This window comes from Oxalicibacterium faecigallinarum, from assembly GCF_014635705.1.
Classification (GTDB): Bacteria; Pseudomonadota; Gammaproteobacteria; order Burkholderiales; family Burkholderiaceae_D; genus Oxalicibacterium; species Oxalicibacterium faecigallinarum.
This window is the reverse complement of the sequence record NZ_BMDI01000002.1, coordinates 94,315-111,323: the sequence shown is the minus strand read 5'-3', so window position 1 is coordinate 111,323 and position 17,009 is coordinate 94,315. Positions and strand designations below refer to the sequence as shown.

The window sequence follows — 17,009 nt, the reverse complement described above, 5'->3', positions numbered from 1 at the left end:
ATGAAAAAAGCCCGACATGATCGGGCTTTTTGTTTTTTCAAAGAAATATAAGGTTCCGGATAATGCAATCTTCCATCAAAACCGCTGCCGGATGCCAAGTGCCACGCTTGTTCCGGGCGATTGCTCTGTGATCCTGTCATGACTGAGGACCGCATACACATCCGTGCGTTTGGACAAAAAGTAATCGTAGCCAAGCGATGCCGTATGACGGGTAATGGCTGATCTGATATCCGGATCAGCCAGCACAGAACTGAAATCCCCTTCCGCCTTGACGTTTGTGGTGGCCCAGGAAAACAAGACCGATCCCCTTCCAGCAGGTGCACTGACGCCTAGCTGGAGCGTATTCGATCCCAGATCGAACTGCCTGTCATCCCTAGCCCGTGCAAGACTCGACTGAGAGCGACTGACTGATCCAAACAGCTTGATGAACTGCAGATCGTAGGCAGCGCCCAAGAACAACGTGTCGTTCTTCGAGGCGGAGAGCGTGTAACCAGTGCCGGTAACACGGCTGTACGGCGTGAAAGAAAACACTTCGGATGGTCCACTGCTAACCGCATCGGTCGGATTGTTCACCCGCACTGACTGGAAGTAAGCGCCAAACGAAAGCGGCCCGCTTTCGTACATTGTATTGATGCCGTAATTGTTTTTACCTGACGGGCCAGCCTGCTCGCCCAACTGTACAAACAAACTCGTCGTAAATCCGCCAAGTTCCGGCGTCACGTACATCACGGCATTACTCCAGCCTGTATCGCCCGACACAGTTGGCGACCAGGCCTGACTGCGATATCTACCCGCCGATGTTTGCGTATGCAGCTCAAGAGGAGAAAAGGCAAAAGAACCACCAAAAGGGCTGAAGCGCAGCGTCGGAATGAAGTTGGGAGCAAGATCACGTCCGAATGAAATACGGCCGAACGCGCCGGACAAACCTACATTCGCGCTCCGTGAAAACATTGCATCCATATCTCCGCGGCCCAGAATCCCCGTATCCGGCCGGAAGAATCCGCTTAAGGAGAAATGCGCCCGCAAGCCACCACCCAGGTCTTCCGTGCCATTGAATCCCCACCACGAGGTTTCCAGACCGCTGCTATCGACTGCGGATGTACGTCCTCCCTCCCCGCTTCTTTTCATTGATCCTGCATACACGTCAATCGTGCCACTGACCTCCACCGTCGTCTGGGCAAACACGTGCGTGGATAACAGCGATACGGCAAGTACAGCCGCACTCGCGATCTTGCGCCTTGCCAGCGATGGCGATGGCATCAGGTACGTCATTGTCTTCTCCTCTAGTCATTATTGTGCTCGGCCCAGCACTGATGGCTTGAGACGGCTTAGCGATACTAGAAGAGATGGGAGAGTCGATCTTGTCCAACAGCGTACGATTCGTTGTCAAAGATCGAAGCGTAATCTTATGATGCAGATGGCGGCATGTCTGTGGGCCGGATACGTTTCTTCCGTTCCAGTCTGGCCTCGTTGCAGGCGAGAATCAACACGACACTGACAGGCAACAGCATTGCCAGGAAGCCGAATCGAAAATAGGCAAACGCCGCAATGAATGCCCCCAAACCAAAGAAGATGATCGGCCAGAAAAACTTGGCACATTGCTGACGCAAAGACTTGTTCTGCCGATGCTGAAGAAGGTCGAGAAAGTCGATTACAAACTGCGTGACGTTTCCCGTCATCATGACCGTCGGCGCAAGATGAGGCAGAAGCAGACGCCCGCACGCGCCATGCACGCCCATTGCCATCGCACCGACAATCCCGGCGAGGACAGCCATGCTGGACATGTTGTCTTGAATCGGACTGGCGAGCAGACCAACCAGCATGAACGCAACGAGTAGTAGCAACTCCAGCACGTAGAGCAACAGCAATTCGTTGCCGCTCTTGCGGCGGCAGGCAGTCACGATGAGTTTTGCAACGGCAACACCTGCAACGAATGCCGGCAATGCCAGTATCTTCAAAATAGGAAAGGTGTGGTCCGGCGTCGCCAGTTCCGCTCCGACAAGCACAAGGTTGCCGGTAATGTGCGCCGTGAACAAGCCAAACAGCGCCATGAACCCAACGGTATCCACATACCCGGCAAGAAAGCCCAATGCCATGTTGAGCTTCAGAAGCGAGCCATTCTCGCGATCGACCTGGTTGCTGGTTGCAGACTGCATAGTCAGACGACCTCCGGAAACATCGACTTCCGCACAACGGCATGTACACCCCAGTTGCCATTGACAACCTGTGTCACGCCGAAATCAACGCCGACCGAGATCAACGAAATCGCCTCATCTTCCGTGAGCTTATGGGCCGTCATCAGATAGCGGCGCACTTTCCGAAACGCGTCGCGCATTGCCAGATCCAGCGACGTCTTTTTGTACACATCGCTTTGTGCGAGCGGCCCTAGTTGCACGAGATGATTGGCATAGCTCAAGCCCTGAATCACCCATTCGGTTTCCGTTTCCAGAAACGGATAATCAAGATCAGCGAAGAAACCACCTTCCAGATCCTTCTTCTTGTGCAAGACGAGCTGGAATTTTCCGGTCAGCGAACATTCAATCGCCGTGCCACACAATTCGGAATCGCCTTGCGAAGCGTGCGGATCACCTACGGAAAAAAGCGCCCCTTCAACGGCGACTGGCAGATACAGCCTGGCACCTTTGGTGGCGCGCCAGTTATCCAGATTGCCGCCAAAAAAACTGGGCGGCACGGAGTCGATCGGATCAGCATGCGCAGGCGCAACGGCCAGCACACCAAAGTGTGGGCGCACCGGAATGCGCACACTCTTCAAGACATCATAGTTCTTGACGATCTTGTCGTGATCAACCGGGACGCCGGGGTAATCAATGGTTTCATGCACGACGCCGAATGGATCGATCTGCGGTGTCCAGCGAAAGTTATAGACGGCCTTGGCGCAGTTGCCATGGTCGGCATCCAGAATCTCGTAGATCGTGACGACTTCTCTCGGCTTGGGTTCGGTCAGCAAGTCATGGTAATGAAAGCCCCACCATGACGCCGCATTACTGCCGAATGATTGCCCCAGATACTTCGGGTTCGCTGCCGGTCTTGGCATGACATCCAGAATCCGGATTTCAAGTACGTCACCCGGCTCGGCATCCTGCACATAGATCGGACCGGTACAGATATGGACACCGAAACCCTCACCCGCGCCGCGCCCGAATATCGATGCATCAAGCGGCCCCGCACCACGTCGATCAATCGCTTTCTTGTCCTTGTCCCAAAAGAAAATGCTTTCAGTACCGGCATCGCCCTCAATCATCCGCTCATAATCGTCATAAGCATGTTGAGTAACGGTCTCAATGGTCAGGGAGTCACCGGACTTCACCGACAGGATTGGTTTGATGAGACTACTGAAGTAGCCCCAGTGCACCGTTTTTGCAGAGGCGGGTACATAGTAATGGGTGCCGACATCTTCATCCTCTGAAGTCGCATTGACAGAGGCGGAACGCTTTGGCGTCAATGCCAACGCAGTCTCCAGCAAGGCAGCCTCAATCAGTACCTCGGCAAAACGCGCATTTCTCGGCAGGCTCTCATCCTGCACCGATGCATTCTTCGCATGCGTGGAAGAAGAGGGGCCTGGACGACCACGCAATTCATACTTCCTGCTTGCTGACCGCGGCTGGGTTCGGTACGCCTTGGGCGACACGCCATATTCCACATGAAAAGCACGGCTGAAATTTGCAGCATCATTGAATCCCCAGCGAAAGCAGAGCTCGGAAATGGTCAGATGCTTCAAACTGCTGTTGGCCAGATCAATACGGCATCGATCCAGGCGTCTTTTTTTCACGTACTCACCGAAGGTCGTGCCGGCTGATGCAAACAGTTTCTGCAAATAGCGCGCCGACAGCTGCTCAGATTTTGCGACCTCCACCGCAGACAGATCTGGATCAGACAGTCGCGCTTCAATGGTTCGGCAAATCCGTCGCAAGTGGCTGAGCTGCATCGAGGTGGATGTCTCGTCATCGACCTCTTCTTTATGCGCGAGACTGGCGACAAAGATGGCGTCCAGCGCACCTTCCATCTGCTCCAGATCGTCTGGCGTCAGGGAAGCAAGCTGCTGCGTGATCGCCTCGATGAACTCGAACGCGACGTTGCCAATACCGGATGCGGAAGCAATCCTGCAAATATCCGTTTTGCCGGTATGCATGAGCCGCGATATGAAGTTCGCCTTCTCCAGTCGAATGATGGCTGCACGAAATGTCGAGACAAGTTCAATTTTCCATTTACGGGATGCGTCCAGCAGGTGGATATCGCCAGCGGAAACTGGCGCTGTTTCTGCACCGACTTCAATCTGCCCGCTTCCTTCAAGAATGACAAAGGCCGTAACCGAATCGGTTCGTGTGAGTAACTGATCCCGTGCAGTAAAAATCTGGGGAGACGCGTTCAAGGTGGTGAACACGGAACCGGTCTGCGATACGCCAAACGCGATGTATCCCATCAACGATGTGTTGGATTTGGCCGATATCTTCGATTGAAGGCCGAGACTGGAGAGCGCATTCTGCCAAGCTGAATCGCGCAACTCTTGCGGAAACGCGTCTGTAGAAAAGGAGTGTAGTTCGTCAAGCATGCGTGGACCTTTCACCGTCAGTCGCCCTAGCATGCAATAGAGTAGCTGAAACTGACAGAACGTCCAGCTTTGCGACTCAATCTCCCGAGTTCGGCGCAATCAGCACTTCCAGCATGAAGAATGAAATGAAACGATGCAATCACCATGTTTATTTCAACGCCGCCGGAAGTGGATTGCCGCAGATACTAACTTACAAAGGCCAGTTGTCCGCGTAGCGCTGCGACGAATACAAAGCCGATGAATGTTCCCACAATGGCAAAAATTCCACCCAATACATTCGGCGCAGGAATGGGCGCACGAACGGCGGTGTAGATCAATCCTGTCACAAGTCCCACGCACGATGCCAGCAGTTCTGTCGTGCCGAATCCGATCTCAATCATTGCTGTCTCCTTTATCTTTCTGTATCAGGTGTTCTGTTATTTCTTTGGTCGTCCGAATACCACTGCTTTACGCGTGACCTGCACGATCAGGTAACCCACGTACGTAAAGATGATCGCGAAGATGCCACCCAAAACGTTCGGCGCCGGAATCGGCAGACTCAACCAGGAATACAGCGTTCCGGTAATCAGTCCGACGACAAGCGCCACAATCTCATTGCGGCCGACATACACATGTTCTTTTTCCATTTTCACTCCTCCTGCATTTGCTTTTTCAGTGAACGAAACGCCAGCTTCGCTTTGTATGTGTGCATCCAAACTCGGCTTTTGACCGAATGCAGATAAAAAGGCTGACCACTCGCATCGCCAGCCAGCACGGTTTTATTTCGGGAAAATGCTCTTCTTGATAATCGCGTGTACCCCCCAATTGCCATCGACGACCTGAGTAATACCAAAATCGACCGACACGGAAATCAACGAAATTGCCTCGTCTTCCGACAGATTGCGCGTATCCATAAAGAAACGACGCGTTTTATTGAAGGCATCGGTCATGGCGCTATCAAGCGAAGACTTTTTGAACATCTCGGCCGCGGCATCGTCGCTGTCGCCAAATTCCTTGAGATAGTTGGCGCTGCTGAAGCCATGAACGATCAGTTCGCTTTCTGTTTCCAGTAACGGATAATCCAGACCGAACAGCTTGGTACCCGGCAGATCGGCTTTCTTGTGGAGAATGAACTGGAAGACGCCCGTCAACGAACATTCGATTGCGGTGCCGCACAATTCCGCATCTCCTTGCGAAGCATGCGGATCGCCCACTGAGAACATGGCTCCCGGCACCACAACCGGGAAGAATGCCGTTGCCCCCTTGCCCATGCGCCAGTTATCGAAGTTGCCACCACTGTAACTTGGCACGATGGATGAGACGATCTCCGCCTCGACCGGTGCAACACCAATCATTCCGAAGTGAGGACGAACCGGAATCTCATAGCCTTTGAGAATGTCGTAATTCGGCGTGATTGAATGTTTATCGACCGGCACGCCTGGATAATCGATGATCGGATGAACCTTGCCCCACGGATCGGTTTGCGGTGTCCAGCGATAGTTATAAACAGCCTTGGCCCATGACTGCTCACCCTTTGCGTCCACTTCATAGATCGTGATGACTTCACGGCCTTTAGGCTCGGTGATCAGGTTGTTGAACTGAAAGCCCCAATTGCTGGCGACATTGGAACCGAATGTCTTGCCACGATAGTCCGGATTACCGGATGGACGCTGCATCGTATCGACGATGCGCACTTCAAGCACATCACCTGGCTCAGCACCGTTCACAAAAACCGGGCCGGTACAAACGTGTACGCCGAGACCGCCGCCTGCGCCCAACGGATGATCCATGGGACCCGCTCCACGACGATCAACTGCCTTGTGCTTGGCATCCCAATGGAAAATGCTTTCCACACCTGGATCACCTTTAACCATGCGTTCAATATCGTCGTTGGAGTGATGCGTTACCGTTTCAATCGTCGCGTAATCACCGGAATCCAGCTTGATGAGCGGCTCCATCGACTTGCTGAAGTAGCCCCAGTGAATGGTTTTGTCGTTCGCCGGAATGTAATAGTGACTGACATTCTCACCCTGTTTCTTTGAAGGCAAGGGACGGTGCGTCACCCCTCCCAGGCCCGCCTTGCCAGCAACCTTCTCCCCGCCGATACTGGTTCGCAAGCTATGACGCGCCTCGGCAAATTCGGCCTGAAGGTCTGCATCGTTGAGATGAGAAAAATGGCTGCACCCTGTGCCGCAAATATGATCTGACATATGTCTCCTAATTTTCTATGCGCCACATCGTCGTGGCATGCTTAGATCATAGGAGGACGCGAATTCTGATTCTTGTTTGGAGGCGAACGATTTATTGTCAATCGACGCACATACCCATGCTTTGGGGATGACAAGAAGGGAGAGGAGAAATGAAAAAGGCTTATCAGAAAACTGATAAGCCTTTGAATTTGCTGGTGCCGGCTGCAGGACTCGAACCCGCCACCCCATGATTACAAATCATGTGCTCTACCTGATGAGCTAAGCCGGCCAACCGTTTGAAGAGCGGTATTCTACGCTATTTCACTCGTGTGAGAGTAGGTCGCCCACCTTTTTTTGGTGGTTCCGGATTGTCATCACCGTTATTGCCGTCCCCCACGTCCTCCGTCGACGGCGTCGGCACCGAGGTCAACACAGGCGCAACGGGTGTTGCAGCCTGCTCATCGCTGACTTCTTCTGCGCCTTCGACATCGTCCTCGGCGCTGCGGTTACCGGGTTCGAAAGCCATGCCCTGCCCGTTCTCGCGTGCATAGATCGCCACGACATTATCGACGGGTACGGAGATATCGCGCGACACACCACCAAAACGGGCGCTGAAACGGATCAGATCGTTCTCCATCTTCAGACCACTGGTCGCGCTGAAGCTGATGTTGAGGACGATCTCACCATTCTTGACGTACTCCATCGGCACGCGCGTGCTCGCATCCACAACAGCCGCCATGTAAGGCGTGTAGCCATTGTCGGTACACCACTCATAAATGGCGCGCAGCAGATAAGGTTTGGTGGAAGTTTCTGACATGAAGCAAACGACGATGAGTCTGTCTGAGATGAATCGTGTAAACGGAGCGATGTGCTGCCTTTTTCAGACAGCACACCGGTTACGCGCGGGTCTTAACGACGCATGACCTTTTCGGACGGCGTCAGTGCTTCGATGTAAGCAGGGCGCGAGAAGATGCGCTCTGCATACTTCATCAATGGCGCAGCCGTTTTCGACAGTTCAATGCCGTAGTGGTCGAGGCGCCACAGCAATGGTGCAATCGCGACGTCCAGCATCGAGAATTCGTCTCCCAGCATGTACTTGTTCTTCAGGAACAATGGCGCCAGCGTGGTCAGACGATCGCGGATTTCGTTGCGGGCTTTTTCCTGCACCTTGTCACCGCTGCGACCTTTGTCGTTTTCCAGCGTATGCACATGGATGAACAGTTCTTTCTCGAAGTTGAACAACATCAGACGTGCACGTGCACGCATCAGCGGATCAGCCGGCATCAGTTGCGGATGCGGGAAGCGTTCGTCGATGTATTCGTTGATGATGTTGGATTCGTACAGCACCAGATCACGTTCGACCAGGATAGGTACCTGACCGTATGGATTCATGGTCGAGATGTCTTCTGGCTTGTTGAACAGGTCGACATCGCGTACTTCAAAGTCCATGCCTTTTTCAAACAGGACAAGACGGCAACGCTGAGAAAAAGGGCAGGTTGTACCCGAGTAGAGAACCATCATTTTTTTGCAGTTCCTTAGAAACAAAAAGGCGAGACGCGAACGCCTCACCCGATAACGAATGCCCGCAACATGCGGGCACAATAGCTACTTGACGTGCTTCCAGTAGGAAGCGTTCAAGCGCCAGGTGATCACGATGAAGACACCGAGGAACAGCAACACCCAGACGCCAAGGCGTTTGCGAGTATGTTGTGCCGGCTCGGCCATCCATGTCATGAACGAAACCAGATCGGCGACTGCTTTATCGTATTCCAGCGCGGACATCGTACCAGGCGTGACCTGCTCGAATCCGACGAACTTCTTCACGGTCTTGCTCGGATCGTGCGGATCTTTCTCGTCGGAATACTTGGCAGCCCGGATGCCTTGCAACTCCCATAACGCATGCGGCATGCCTACGTTGGGATAGGCCATATTGTTCCAGCCTGTTGTCCGAGTGTCATCCTTGTAATAAGTCCGGAGGTAAGTATACAACCAATCCGGCCCAGAACCCGCACTTGAGGCCTTTGCACGTGCAATTACCGACAAATCAGGGGGATTTGCACCAAACCAGGCCTTGGCATCCTTGGGCGACATGGCAATTGTCATCATGTCACCTACCTTGTCGGAGGTAAACATCAGGTTGTTTTTGACCTGTTCCGGGGTCAAACCCAGTTCCTGCAACTTGTTGTAGCGCATCAACGACGCTGCATGACAGTTCAGGCAATAGTTGACGAACAGCTTGGCGCCGTTCTGCAAGGCCGCCAGATCGCGGGTATGATCCGGCGCCCGATCCAGAGGAAAGTTGGATTCGGCCGCCGCCGCGAGGCCCGGCAGGAGAACCAGTGCTGCAATCAGTTTTTTCAGCAATGTCATGATTCTTTATCCTTTCCGGCTCAATGCGGATGGAAAACGACACGGTCCGGCACCTGCTTGAATGTTCCCATCTTGCTCCACCACGGCATCAACAGGAAAAAACCAAAGTAGATGAAGGTGCAAATCTGCGAGATCAGGGTACCGATTGTGGTCGGGGCCTGGACGCCAAGATAGCCAAGGATCAGAAATGCAATACCAAATACGATGTAGATGTATTTGTGCCAGCCCGGACGATAGCGAATCGATTTGACCGGCGAATGATCGAGCCATGGGAGGCCAAACATGATCATGACCGAAACGCCCATGAACACCACACCCCAGAACTTCGGATCAAAGACAAACATGGCAACGATCACCAGCAACCCAACGACTGCCGCAGCAATCTTGAACTTGGTCGCCAGTCGCGTCTTGATGATGATCAGCGCCACATAGGCAGCCACCCCGATTGCCAGCCAGATCATGAACTCTGACGTCGTTGCGCGCAGGATCGAATAGAACGGCGTGAAATACCAGACCGGCGCAATATGCGGCGGCGTCTTCAGCGGATCAGCCGGAATGAAGTTGTTGTACTCGAGGAAGTACCCCCCCATCTCCGGTGCGAAAAACACCACCGCAGAAAACACCGCGAGGAAGATCGTCACCACGAACAGATCGTGTACCGAGTAGTACGGATGAAAAGGAATACCATCCAGCGGCACACCATTTTCATCGAGTTTCTCCTTGATTTCCACGCCATCCGGATTGCTCGATCCGACTTCATGCAGCGCCACGATGTGTGCGACCACCAGACCGATCAGCACAAGCGGAATCGCGATCACGTGGAAAGCAAAGAAGCGATTCAGCGTCGCATCCGACACCACGTAATCACCACGAATCCACAACGACAAGTCAGGACCGATAAAAGGAATCGCGCCGAACAGGTTAACGATCACTTGTGCGCCCCAGTACGACATCTGCCCCCATGGCAGCAGATAACCGAAGAAGGCTTCTGCCATCAGACACAGGAAGATACCGACACCGAACAGCCAGACCAGCTCACGTGGCTTGCGATACGAGCCATACAACAGCCCGCGCAGCATATGGATATAGACCACGACGAAGAAAGCCGAAGCGCCGGTTGAGTGCATGTAACGCACCAGCCAGCCCCAAGGCACATCGCGCATGATGTATTCGACGGAAGCAAACGCCAGATTGGCATCCGGCTTGTAATGCATGACGAGGAAAATGCCCGTCACGATCTGAATCACGAGCACCAGCAACGCCAGCGAACCAAAGACGTAGAGGAAATTGAAATTCTTGGGCGCGTAGTATTCGGACAAATGCGCTTTCCATGTTGACGTCAGTGGAAAGCGTGCATCGATCCAGCCCAATGCCTTGTCGGCAATCGGCGCGTCAGCGGGAAGCTTTTTCTCTTGAAATGCCATGATCAAGCCTCCCCTTTCTCATCCTTGCCGATGATCAGCTTGGAATCGCTCAGATACATATGGCGCGGCACTTCCAGATTATCTGGCGCAGGCTTGTTTTTATAAACGCGTCCAGCCAGATCGAAGGTCGAGCCATGGCACGGGCAAAGAAAACCGCCATGCCAGTCATCCGGCAAGGACGGCTGCGCGCCAGTGGCAAAGCGCGTAACAGGCGAACAGCCAAGGTGGGTACAAATGCCGACGGCAACCAGAATATCGGGCTTGATGGAGCGGTATTCGTTACGTGCGTATTCCGGTGTCAGTTCATCCGGATTACGTTCTGAATTGGGGTCAGCGACCTGAGCGTCGGTCTGCTTGAGGGAATTGACCATCTCTTCGGATCGCTTGAGGATCCAGACCGGTTTGCCACGCCATTCGACGGTGCGCATTTCACCAGGAGCCAAACCAGCCAGGTCGACCTCCACGGGGGCGCCTGCTGCTTTTGCGCGCTCCGATGGCTGGAAGGTGGACACAAACATGCCCGTCGTAGCCAGTCCAGCCACACCGCCTGCTGCGCATGTTGCGACAAGCAAGCCGCGTCGACCGGGGTCAACCTGCTTTTCGTTACTCATATCAACTCCAAGTAGTAGTCAAGATGCGATCGTACGAAGCTTTCTGTGAACCCTGATGCGAATGCAAAACCAACAAAATTTCCGTATTAAATGTGAATCTGCCGTCCCTTGTCAATTTGCGAAGCCATCTTCTGCACGCACGCGGCCAAAATCACGTGACGTTCGGTTAGAAAAATAACATTACCAACCGATTTAGGGAATTACGAATTGACTCACTGCCACCTACGCACATAAAGTAGTCGACAATGTATTTTTATAAACATCAGCAAACAGGAAAGGACTTGCCATGGGCATGATGCAGGAATTCAAGGCTTTCGCCATCAAAGGCAATGTTGTTGATCTGGCGGTGGCTGTGATCATTGGTGGCGCCTTCGGAAAAATTGTCGATTCGATGGTCAAGGACATCATCATGCCAATCGTCGGCAAGATCTTTGGCGGCCTCGACTTCAGTAATTATTATCTCCCGCTGAACGGGCAACCTACGGGACTACCTTTAGCCGAAGCTCAAGCTGCTGGCGCAGTATTCGCGTATGGCAACTTCCTGACGATCCTGCTGAACTTCCTGATTCTGGCGTTTATTATTTTCCAGATGGTGCGCTTGCTGAACAAGGCCAAAAAGGCGGAGCCTCCTCCAGAAGAAAAACCAGCCGTCACGCCGGAGGATATCATCCTGCTGCGCGAGATTCGCGACTCATTGAAAAAGTAAGAGTAAGCAAGGCAACCGAAAGGTTGCCTTTTTTGTTTAACGGGACTTCAGACGATCCAGTTGCAGCAAGCCGCGACGGTTGGCTTCATAAACAGCTTCGCCGCGCGAATGCACGGAAAGCTTGTCGTAAATATTCTTGATATGCGTCTGGACGGTGCCGACCGACAAGGACAACTGTCGCGCAACCTCACCATAGGTATCACCACGTGCGATCAAGTCGAGAATCATGCTCTCGCGCTTGGTCAATGCCACCGTCGGTTTCGCACTTTCGTCGGCACCCGCTTCTGGCACCTTGGCAGTACGCATCTTGGCCAGGACCTTGCGCGCGATCGACGGACTGATAGGCGAACCGCCCTCCTGCAACTCGCGAATGGCCGCGACGATATCCAGTTGCCCGGCATCCTTCAACACATAGCCGGATGCGCCCGCCTCGATGCTGGCGATCACATTATCTTCATCGCTGGAGGTCGTAATCACCATGATGTGCGCAGCAGGACGCAACTTGGTGCAATGACGGATGACATCGATACCGGAACCATCCGGCAATCCCAAATCGACAACGAGAATATCGATGGGCTCTTTTTCCAACCATGCCAACGCCGTCTGTCGGGAGTCGAGCGCTGCCAGTAACTGGAGCGAAGGCTCCTTCTCAATCGACAAGGACAGCATGCGTCGTGTAACGGCATCATCCTCGACCAATAGAACCAGTGCAGACTCCTGGGTTACCGCGTGCAGCATCGTTGTACCTCCATTCCGGTCTTCTTGCCACATAATTCACACAGGCAATACTTACTTGGTTGTAAGTTATACCATAGGCTTGTAACAATGTAACAGCACTTGATGGCAATTGCGTCAATTTCCTTGCACGATATCCACATCACACCGGGTTATCGATATCGATAAAATGGTGCTCGATGCCGAAAAGTGCAGCGACATGTTCACCCAGTGCCTTCACGCCGTAACGCTCGGTAGCATGATGCCCGCAGGCAAGATACGCGACGCCACTCTCGCGCGCCAGATGGACTGTGGGTTCGGAAATCTCGCCACTCAAATACACATTGGCACCAGCGGCAATTGCCTCACCCAGGAAGTTCTGCGCCGCGCCGGAACACCAGGCGACTTTACCGACGGGCTGTGCCGCGTGCCCGATCATCAGCGGCGTACGCCCGAGACAGCGCGCCACATGCTGCGCCAGATCGCCCACCGTCGCCAGCGATGCGTCGTCTGTTGTCCCCAGCCAGCCGATCTGATCTTCGCCAAAGCGTCCTTCCACCTTGAGTCCAAACAGCTTTGCCAACTGTGCATTATTGCCAAACTCCGGATGTGAATCCAAAGGCAGATGATAGGCAAACAGATTGATGTCATGCGCCAGCAGCGCCTTCAGGCGCCCATGCTTTTGGCCAACGACACGCGCATCTTCGCCACGCCAGAAATAGCCGTGATGGACCAGAATCGCATCGGCCTTGTGTGCGATGGCGGCATCAATCAGAGCCATGCTGGCTGTCACGCCACTCACCAAGGTCTTGATCTCGGCACGGCCTTCCACCTGCAGACCGTTTGGGCAATAATCCCGAAAACGAGTAATATCAAGTGTGCTTGCCAGATATGCGGCAAGCGCAGTTCTATCTAATGTCTTGTCCATCGTCTTCTGACTCATTGTTTCTACCTTTATGCGACGTCTTTGGCTGTTATTTGCGCAAACCGTAACGATCGGTTTGGCGATACTTTTTATTGTAACGACCCTCAAGCCCGAATGGGCTGGCGGCCTGTTCGGCTCCGCACACAAAATCCGTAGTGCCAGTTCCGTCCCGATGCTGGAAGCACCCGCCAGTGCAACGCCAGCACAAGGCTCCTATCGCGATGCTGCACGCCTTGCAATGCCCTCCGTGGTCAACATCTTCACCAGCAAGAATGCGGCACCAATGCAGCATCCGTTCATGGATGACCCATTCTTCCGGAAATTTTTTGGTGACCGACTGGATGAAGACCAAGACAAACAGGTCAGCCTCGGCTCCGGCGTCATTGTCAGCTCGGAAGGTTATGTACTGACAAACAACCATGTCGTGGAGTCTGCGGACGAAATCGAAGTGGCCCTGACAGACGGACGCAAGGCACAAGCCAAGGTTGTCGGCTCCGATCCGGAAACCGATTTGGCCGTCATCAAGATCGATTTGAAAGACTTGCCAGCCATCACCCTCGGGCATGTCGAAGAAGCGCGTGTCGGTGATGTCGTGCTCGCAATCGGTAATCCATTCGGTGTCGGCCAGACAGTCACCATGGGCATTATCTCTGCACTGGGTCGCAACCACCTCGGCATTCTGGACGCCTTTGAAAACTTCATTCAGACCGATGCAGCGATCAATCCCGGAAATTCCGGGGGCGCATTGATCGACGTACACGGCAATCTGCTCGGCATCAATACTGCGATCTATTCACGCAGCGGAGGCTCGCTCGGTATTGGCTTCGCCATTCCCGTCACCACCGTGAAGTCGGTGATGGATGCGATCATCAAGGATGGGCAAGTCGTACGCGGCTATATCGGTGTCGAACCGCAAGACATCACGCCAGAGCTCGCCGAGAGTTTTGGCTTGAAGAAAACCACCGGCGCCATCATCGCCGGCGTATTGCGAGGCGGCCCCGCGGACAAAGCAGGTATCCGCCCCGGCGACATTCTGGTTTCCATCGATGGCAAAGCCATTGCCGATATGGCCGACATGCTGACGCATATTGCGCAACTGAAACCGAACACCAAAACGCAAGCGATCGTGTTGCGCAACAATCAGGAAACCACGCTGAGCATTGTCATCGGACAGCGTCCCCGTGCGCAGTCGCGTACGCTTGGCGAATAAGGCGGGAAACACGCATGCACGTTCGCGATCTCAGCGCATTCCTGTCAGAGCTGTCCGAAAACAACAATCGCGCCTGGTTTGTTATGAACAAACCGCGTTACGACATTCTGCGCGCAGAATTCCTGCAACTGGTGATGCGCCTGATTAGCGAAGTCAGCAAGTTTGATCCACTAATCGCGAACGTGAATCCCAAGAAGGCGCTGTTTCGCATCAATCGGGACATGCGCTTCTCGCGCGAGAAGATTCCCTACAAAACGCATTTTTCGGCAGCGCTGAATGCCAGCGGACTGAAAAAGCCCAGCCAAGGTGGTGGCCCGACCTATTATTTTCATATCGACGCATCAGGAAAATTATTGATCGCTGGCGGCGAATGGATGCCACCGCCGGATCGTCTGCGTGCCATCCGCGAGCACGTCCTTAACGATCGCGCGGGATTTGCCAAAGTATTGAAGGACAAAAAACTGGTGAAAACGTTTGGCGGCCTGCAGGAAGAAGGCAAACTGACGCGTCCTCCCAAAGGTTTTGGCGATCAGGGGCCACATGCGGAATACATCAAGCTGAAAAGCTTTATTGTCTGGATCGAAATCGATGTGATCAAGGATCCGGATGCGCTGGAGGCGACAATTCTGTCTGCCTTCAAAGATAGCTGGCCATTGATTTCCTGGCTGCGTCAGACCTGAGCCTGCTTACATCGGCTCAATTTCCTCAGACGGGGCGCGCGTCGCCTTTTCAAACACCGGCGCCAGCAACAAACCCACCTCGTATAGCAAGCATAACGGTATTGCCAGCAGCAACTGACTCATCACATCTGGTGGCGTAACGATCGCCGCAATCACGAACGCACCGACAATCACGTAAGGACGGATCTGCCGCAGTTTCTGCACCGATACCAGCCCCATGCGCACCAGTACAATCACCACAACCGGCACTTCGAACGTAAGGCCGAAGGCGATGAACATCGTCATCACGAATCCGAAGTAACTATCGATATCCGGCGCAACCGATATCGAATGCGGCGCGAAATTATTGATGAAGTGAAAAATGACGCCAAACACAAAGTAATAGCAGAACGCGACCCCTGCCATGAACAGCAGGGAAGAAGAAATGACCAGCGGTGCAATCAGTTTCTTTTCATGCGCATACAAGCCTGGCGCAATGAACGCCCACATCTGATACAGCACCCATGGCAACGCGATGATGAAGGCCAGCAGCATTGTGACCTTGACCGGAATCAGAAACGGTGTGATCACACCGGTTGCAATCATCTTGCTACCCTGCGGCAGCGCCTGCATCATCGGCCACGCGAGAAAATCGTAGATCGTGCCAGCCCATGGCATCAGACACAGAAAGACCACGATTACCACGATTGCCGCCTTCATCAAGCGACTACGCAGTTCTACCAGATGGGAAATGAAAGATTCTTCGTTACCACTCATGTCGGCTCATCATCCACGCGCAGGCGCGAAACCGGGGAAAGAAAAAGCGAATCGCGCATCCGCACTCAATGAAAAAAAGAACGCGACTGCGACGACGCAGACGAGCGGTATTTAGCAACACGCGCGGCGCCCGAAATGACATGCGAGCGATGTCCGGTCTGTCGTTTGTACCAGGAGGGCAGTCCCGAGGTGCGCGCGAGTTTCTTCTTGCGGAAATTACGGGATTTTTCCGATACCTGATCGAATGTCGGCGGTTCCATCAAGGGATTGTCATCACTTGCGGGCATCTCATTCCAGACGGAATGCATCTCTTTCTCGGCATGCGAAAAGTTGCGTGAAATCGTATTCTCGACATCGCTGGCTGCTGCCTGCACATCCTTGTGCATCTTGCGCAGTTCGTCGAGCTCCATTTCGCGACTTACCTCTGCCTTCACATCATTGATATAACGCTGCGCACGGCCCAGCATCGTGCCAGCCATGCGCGCGACCTTGGGCAGCCGCTCCGGGCCAATAAAGACCAGCGCAGCGACACCAATGATCGCAAGTTTGGAGAAGGCGATGTCAATCATGTGCGTATCGAATCAACAGAATGCCATCGATTAAAGCATCGACGGCACTGGATCAGTGCTTCGATTTCTCTCTGGCTTCGACGTCGACCGTGGATTTATCGGCCACTTGCGCAGACTCTTTGCGCGCGGCCTCCTCTTCTTCGCCTTTCATGCCGTCTTTAAAACCTTTGACAGCCTTGCCGACGTCAGAGCCCATATTGGCCAATTTCTTGGTACCGAAAACCAGTGCCACAATCAACAAAACAACCAGCCAGTGCCAAATGCTAAACGAACCCATTCAATTCTCCTTGATGGCGCTGCCGCCTC

The 17,009-nt window shown here is 53.6% G+C and carries 19 protein-coding genes and 1 tRNA gene; 3 read left to right on the top strand and 17 right to left on the bottom strand.

What is annotated here, in order from left to right:
* Nucleotides 1-75: 75 nt before the first annotated feature.
* The 12 genes from IEV29_RS10510 to petA all read right to left on the bottom strand — a co-directional run bounded on the left by IEV29_RS10510 (nt 76) and on the right by petA (nt 11,143).
* The gene (locus IEV29_RS10510; protein WP_229726349.1) at nt 76-1,272 is read right to left on the bottom strand and encodes a porin; all 1,197 of its coding nucleotides are present in this window, start codon (nt 1,270-1,272) and stop codon (nt 76-78) included.
* Between the two features lie 134 nt (nt 1,273-1,406).
* Nucleotides 1,407-2,156 carry a YoaK family protein gene (locus tag IEV29_RS10505; protein ID WP_188381259.1) on the bottom strand — a complete coding sequence of 250 codons (750 nt, stop codon included), beginning with the start codon at nt 2,154-2,156 and terminating at the stop codon, nt 1,407-1,409.
* A gap of 2 nt (nt 2,157-2,158) precedes the next feature.
* A complete protein-coding gene (locus tag IEV29_RS10500) occupies nt 2,159-4,570 on the bottom strand; it encodes an acetamidase/formamidase family protein (protein WP_188381258.1) in 2,412 nt (803 codons plus the stop codon).
* Between the two features lie 185 nt (nt 4,571-4,755).
* Nucleotides 4,756-4,950 (bottom strand): XapX domain-containing protein, encoded by a 195-nt coding sequence (locus IEV29_RS10495; RefSeq protein ID WP_188381257.1) that lies wholly within the window; start codon nt 4,948-4,950, stop codon nt 4,756-4,758.
* A 36-nt stretch (nt 4,951-4,986) separates the two neighbouring features.
* Entirely contained in the window at nt 4,987-5,196 is a 210-nt protein-coding gene (locus IEV29_RS10490; protein ID WP_188381256.1) for a XapX domain-containing protein, read from the bottom strand.
* 132 nt (nt 5,197-5,328) lie between these two features.
* Nucleotides 5,329-6,759, bottom strand: coding sequence for an acetamidase/formamidase family protein (locus tag IEV29_RS10485; RefSeq protein WP_188381255.1), 1,431 nt, complete (start codon nt 6,757-6,759; stop codon nt 5,329-5,331).
* A gap of 192 nt (nt 6,760-6,951) precedes the next feature.
* Nucleotides 6,952-7,027 (bottom strand) — tRNA-Thr (locus tag IEV29_RS10480).
* Between the two features lie 27 nt (nt 7,028-7,054).
* Nucleotides 7,055-7,555 (bottom strand): ClpXP protease specificity-enhancing factor, encoded by a 501-nt coding sequence (locus IEV29_RS10475; protein WP_188381254.1) that lies wholly within the window; start codon nt 7,553-7,555, stop codon nt 7,055-7,057.
* 92 nt (nt 7,556-7,647) lie between these two features.
* The gene (locus tag IEV29_RS10470) at nt 7,648-8,259 is read right to left on the bottom strand and encodes a glutathione S-transferase N-terminal domain-containing protein (RefSeq protein ID WP_188381253.1); all 612 of its coding nucleotides are present in this window, start codon (nt 8,257-8,259) and stop codon (nt 7,648-7,650) included.
* Between the two features lie 84 nt (nt 8,260-8,343).
* Entirely contained in the window at nt 8,344-9,108 is a 765-nt protein-coding gene (locus IEV29_RS10465; protein ID WP_188381252.1) for a cytochrome c1, read from the bottom strand.
* A gap of 20 nt (nt 9,109-9,128) precedes the next feature.
* On the bottom strand, nt 9,129-10,535 hold the full coding sequence (locus IEV29_RS10460) for a cytochrome b (protein WP_188381811.1): 1,407 nt from the start codon (nt 10,533-10,535) through the stop codon (nt 9,129-9,131).
* Nucleotides 10,535-11,143 carry a ubiquinol-cytochrome c reductase iron-sulfur subunit gene (gene petA, locus IEV29_RS10455; RefSeq protein ID WP_188381251.1) on the bottom strand — a complete coding sequence of 203 codons (609 nt, stop codon included), beginning with the start codon at nt 11,141-11,143 and terminating at the stop codon, nt 10,535-10,537. Before petA ends, IEV29_RS10460 begins: the two co-directional genes overlap by 1 nt.
* 286 nt (nt 11,144-11,429) lie before the next feature.
* Here petA and mscL point away from each other — a divergent pair, with 286 nt between their 5' ends.
* Entirely contained in the window at nt 11,430-11,849 is a 420-nt protein-coding gene (gene mscL / locus IEV29_RS10450) for a large conductance mechanosensitive channel protein MscL (RefSeq protein ID WP_308632723.1), read from the top strand.
* Between the two features lie 36 nt (nt 11,850-11,885).
* Here mscL and IEV29_RS10445 read toward each other — a convergent pair whose 3' ends face one another.
* Nucleotides 11,886-12,587 carry a response regulator gene (locus tag IEV29_RS10445; RefSeq protein ID WP_188381250.1) on the bottom strand — a complete coding sequence of 234 codons (702 nt, stop codon included), beginning with the start codon at nt 12,585-12,587 and terminating at the stop codon, nt 11,886-11,888.
* 139 nt (nt 12,588-12,726) lie between these two features.
* Nucleotides 12,727-13,491, bottom strand: a complete 765-nt coding sequence (locus IEV29_RS10440) for a Nif3-like dinuclear metal center hexameric protein (protein ID WP_188381809.1) — start codon at nt 13,489-13,491, stop codon at nt 12,727-12,729.
* Nucleotides 13,492-13,519: 28 nt separating this feature from the next.
* Between IEV29_RS10440 and IEV29_RS10435 the strand changes: the two genes are divergently transcribed.
* Both IEV29_RS10435 and IEV29_RS10430 read left to right on the top strand, forming a co-directional pair.
* The gene (locus IEV29_RS10435; protein ID WP_188381249.1) at nt 13,520-14,698 is read left to right on the top strand and encodes a Do family serine endopeptidase; all 1,179 of its coding nucleotides are present in this window, start codon (nt 13,520-13,522) and stop codon (nt 14,696-14,698) included.
* Nucleotides 14,699-14,712: 14 nt separating this feature from the next.
* Complete coding sequence (locus tag IEV29_RS10430; protein ID WP_188381248.1) at nt 14,713-15,378, top strand: DUF2461 domain-containing protein; 666 nt, start codon at nt 14,713-14,715, stop codon at nt 15,376-15,378.
* A 6-nt stretch (nt 15,379-15,384) separates the two neighbouring features.
* On the opposite strand, the gene tatC is transcribed toward IEV29_RS10430, so the two are convergent.
* The 3 genes from tatC to tatA all read right to left on the bottom strand — a co-directional run bounded on the left by tatC (nt 15,385) and on the right by tatA (nt 16,980).
* Nucleotides 15,385-16,134 carry a twin-arginine translocase subunit TatC gene (tatC, locus tag IEV29_RS10425; RefSeq protein ID WP_188381247.1) on the bottom strand — a complete coding sequence of 250 codons (750 nt, stop codon included), beginning with the start codon at nt 16,132-16,134 and terminating at the stop codon, nt 15,385-15,387.
* A gap of 65 nt (nt 16,135-16,199) precedes the next feature.
* Nucleotides 16,200-16,703: a Sec-independent protein translocase protein TatB gene (tatB, locus tag IEV29_RS10420; protein WP_188381246.1), complete on the bottom strand. Its 504-nt coding sequence runs from the start codon at nt 16,701-16,703 to the stop codon at nt 16,200-16,202.
* A 52-nt stretch (nt 16,704-16,755) separates the two neighbouring features.
* Nucleotides 16,756-16,980: a Sec-independent protein translocase subunit TatA gene (tatA, locus tag IEV29_RS10415; RefSeq protein ID WP_188381245.1), complete on the bottom strand. Its 225-nt coding sequence runs from the start codon at nt 16,978-16,980 to the stop codon at nt 16,756-16,758.
* Nucleotides 16,981-17,009 lie beyond the last annotated feature (29 nt).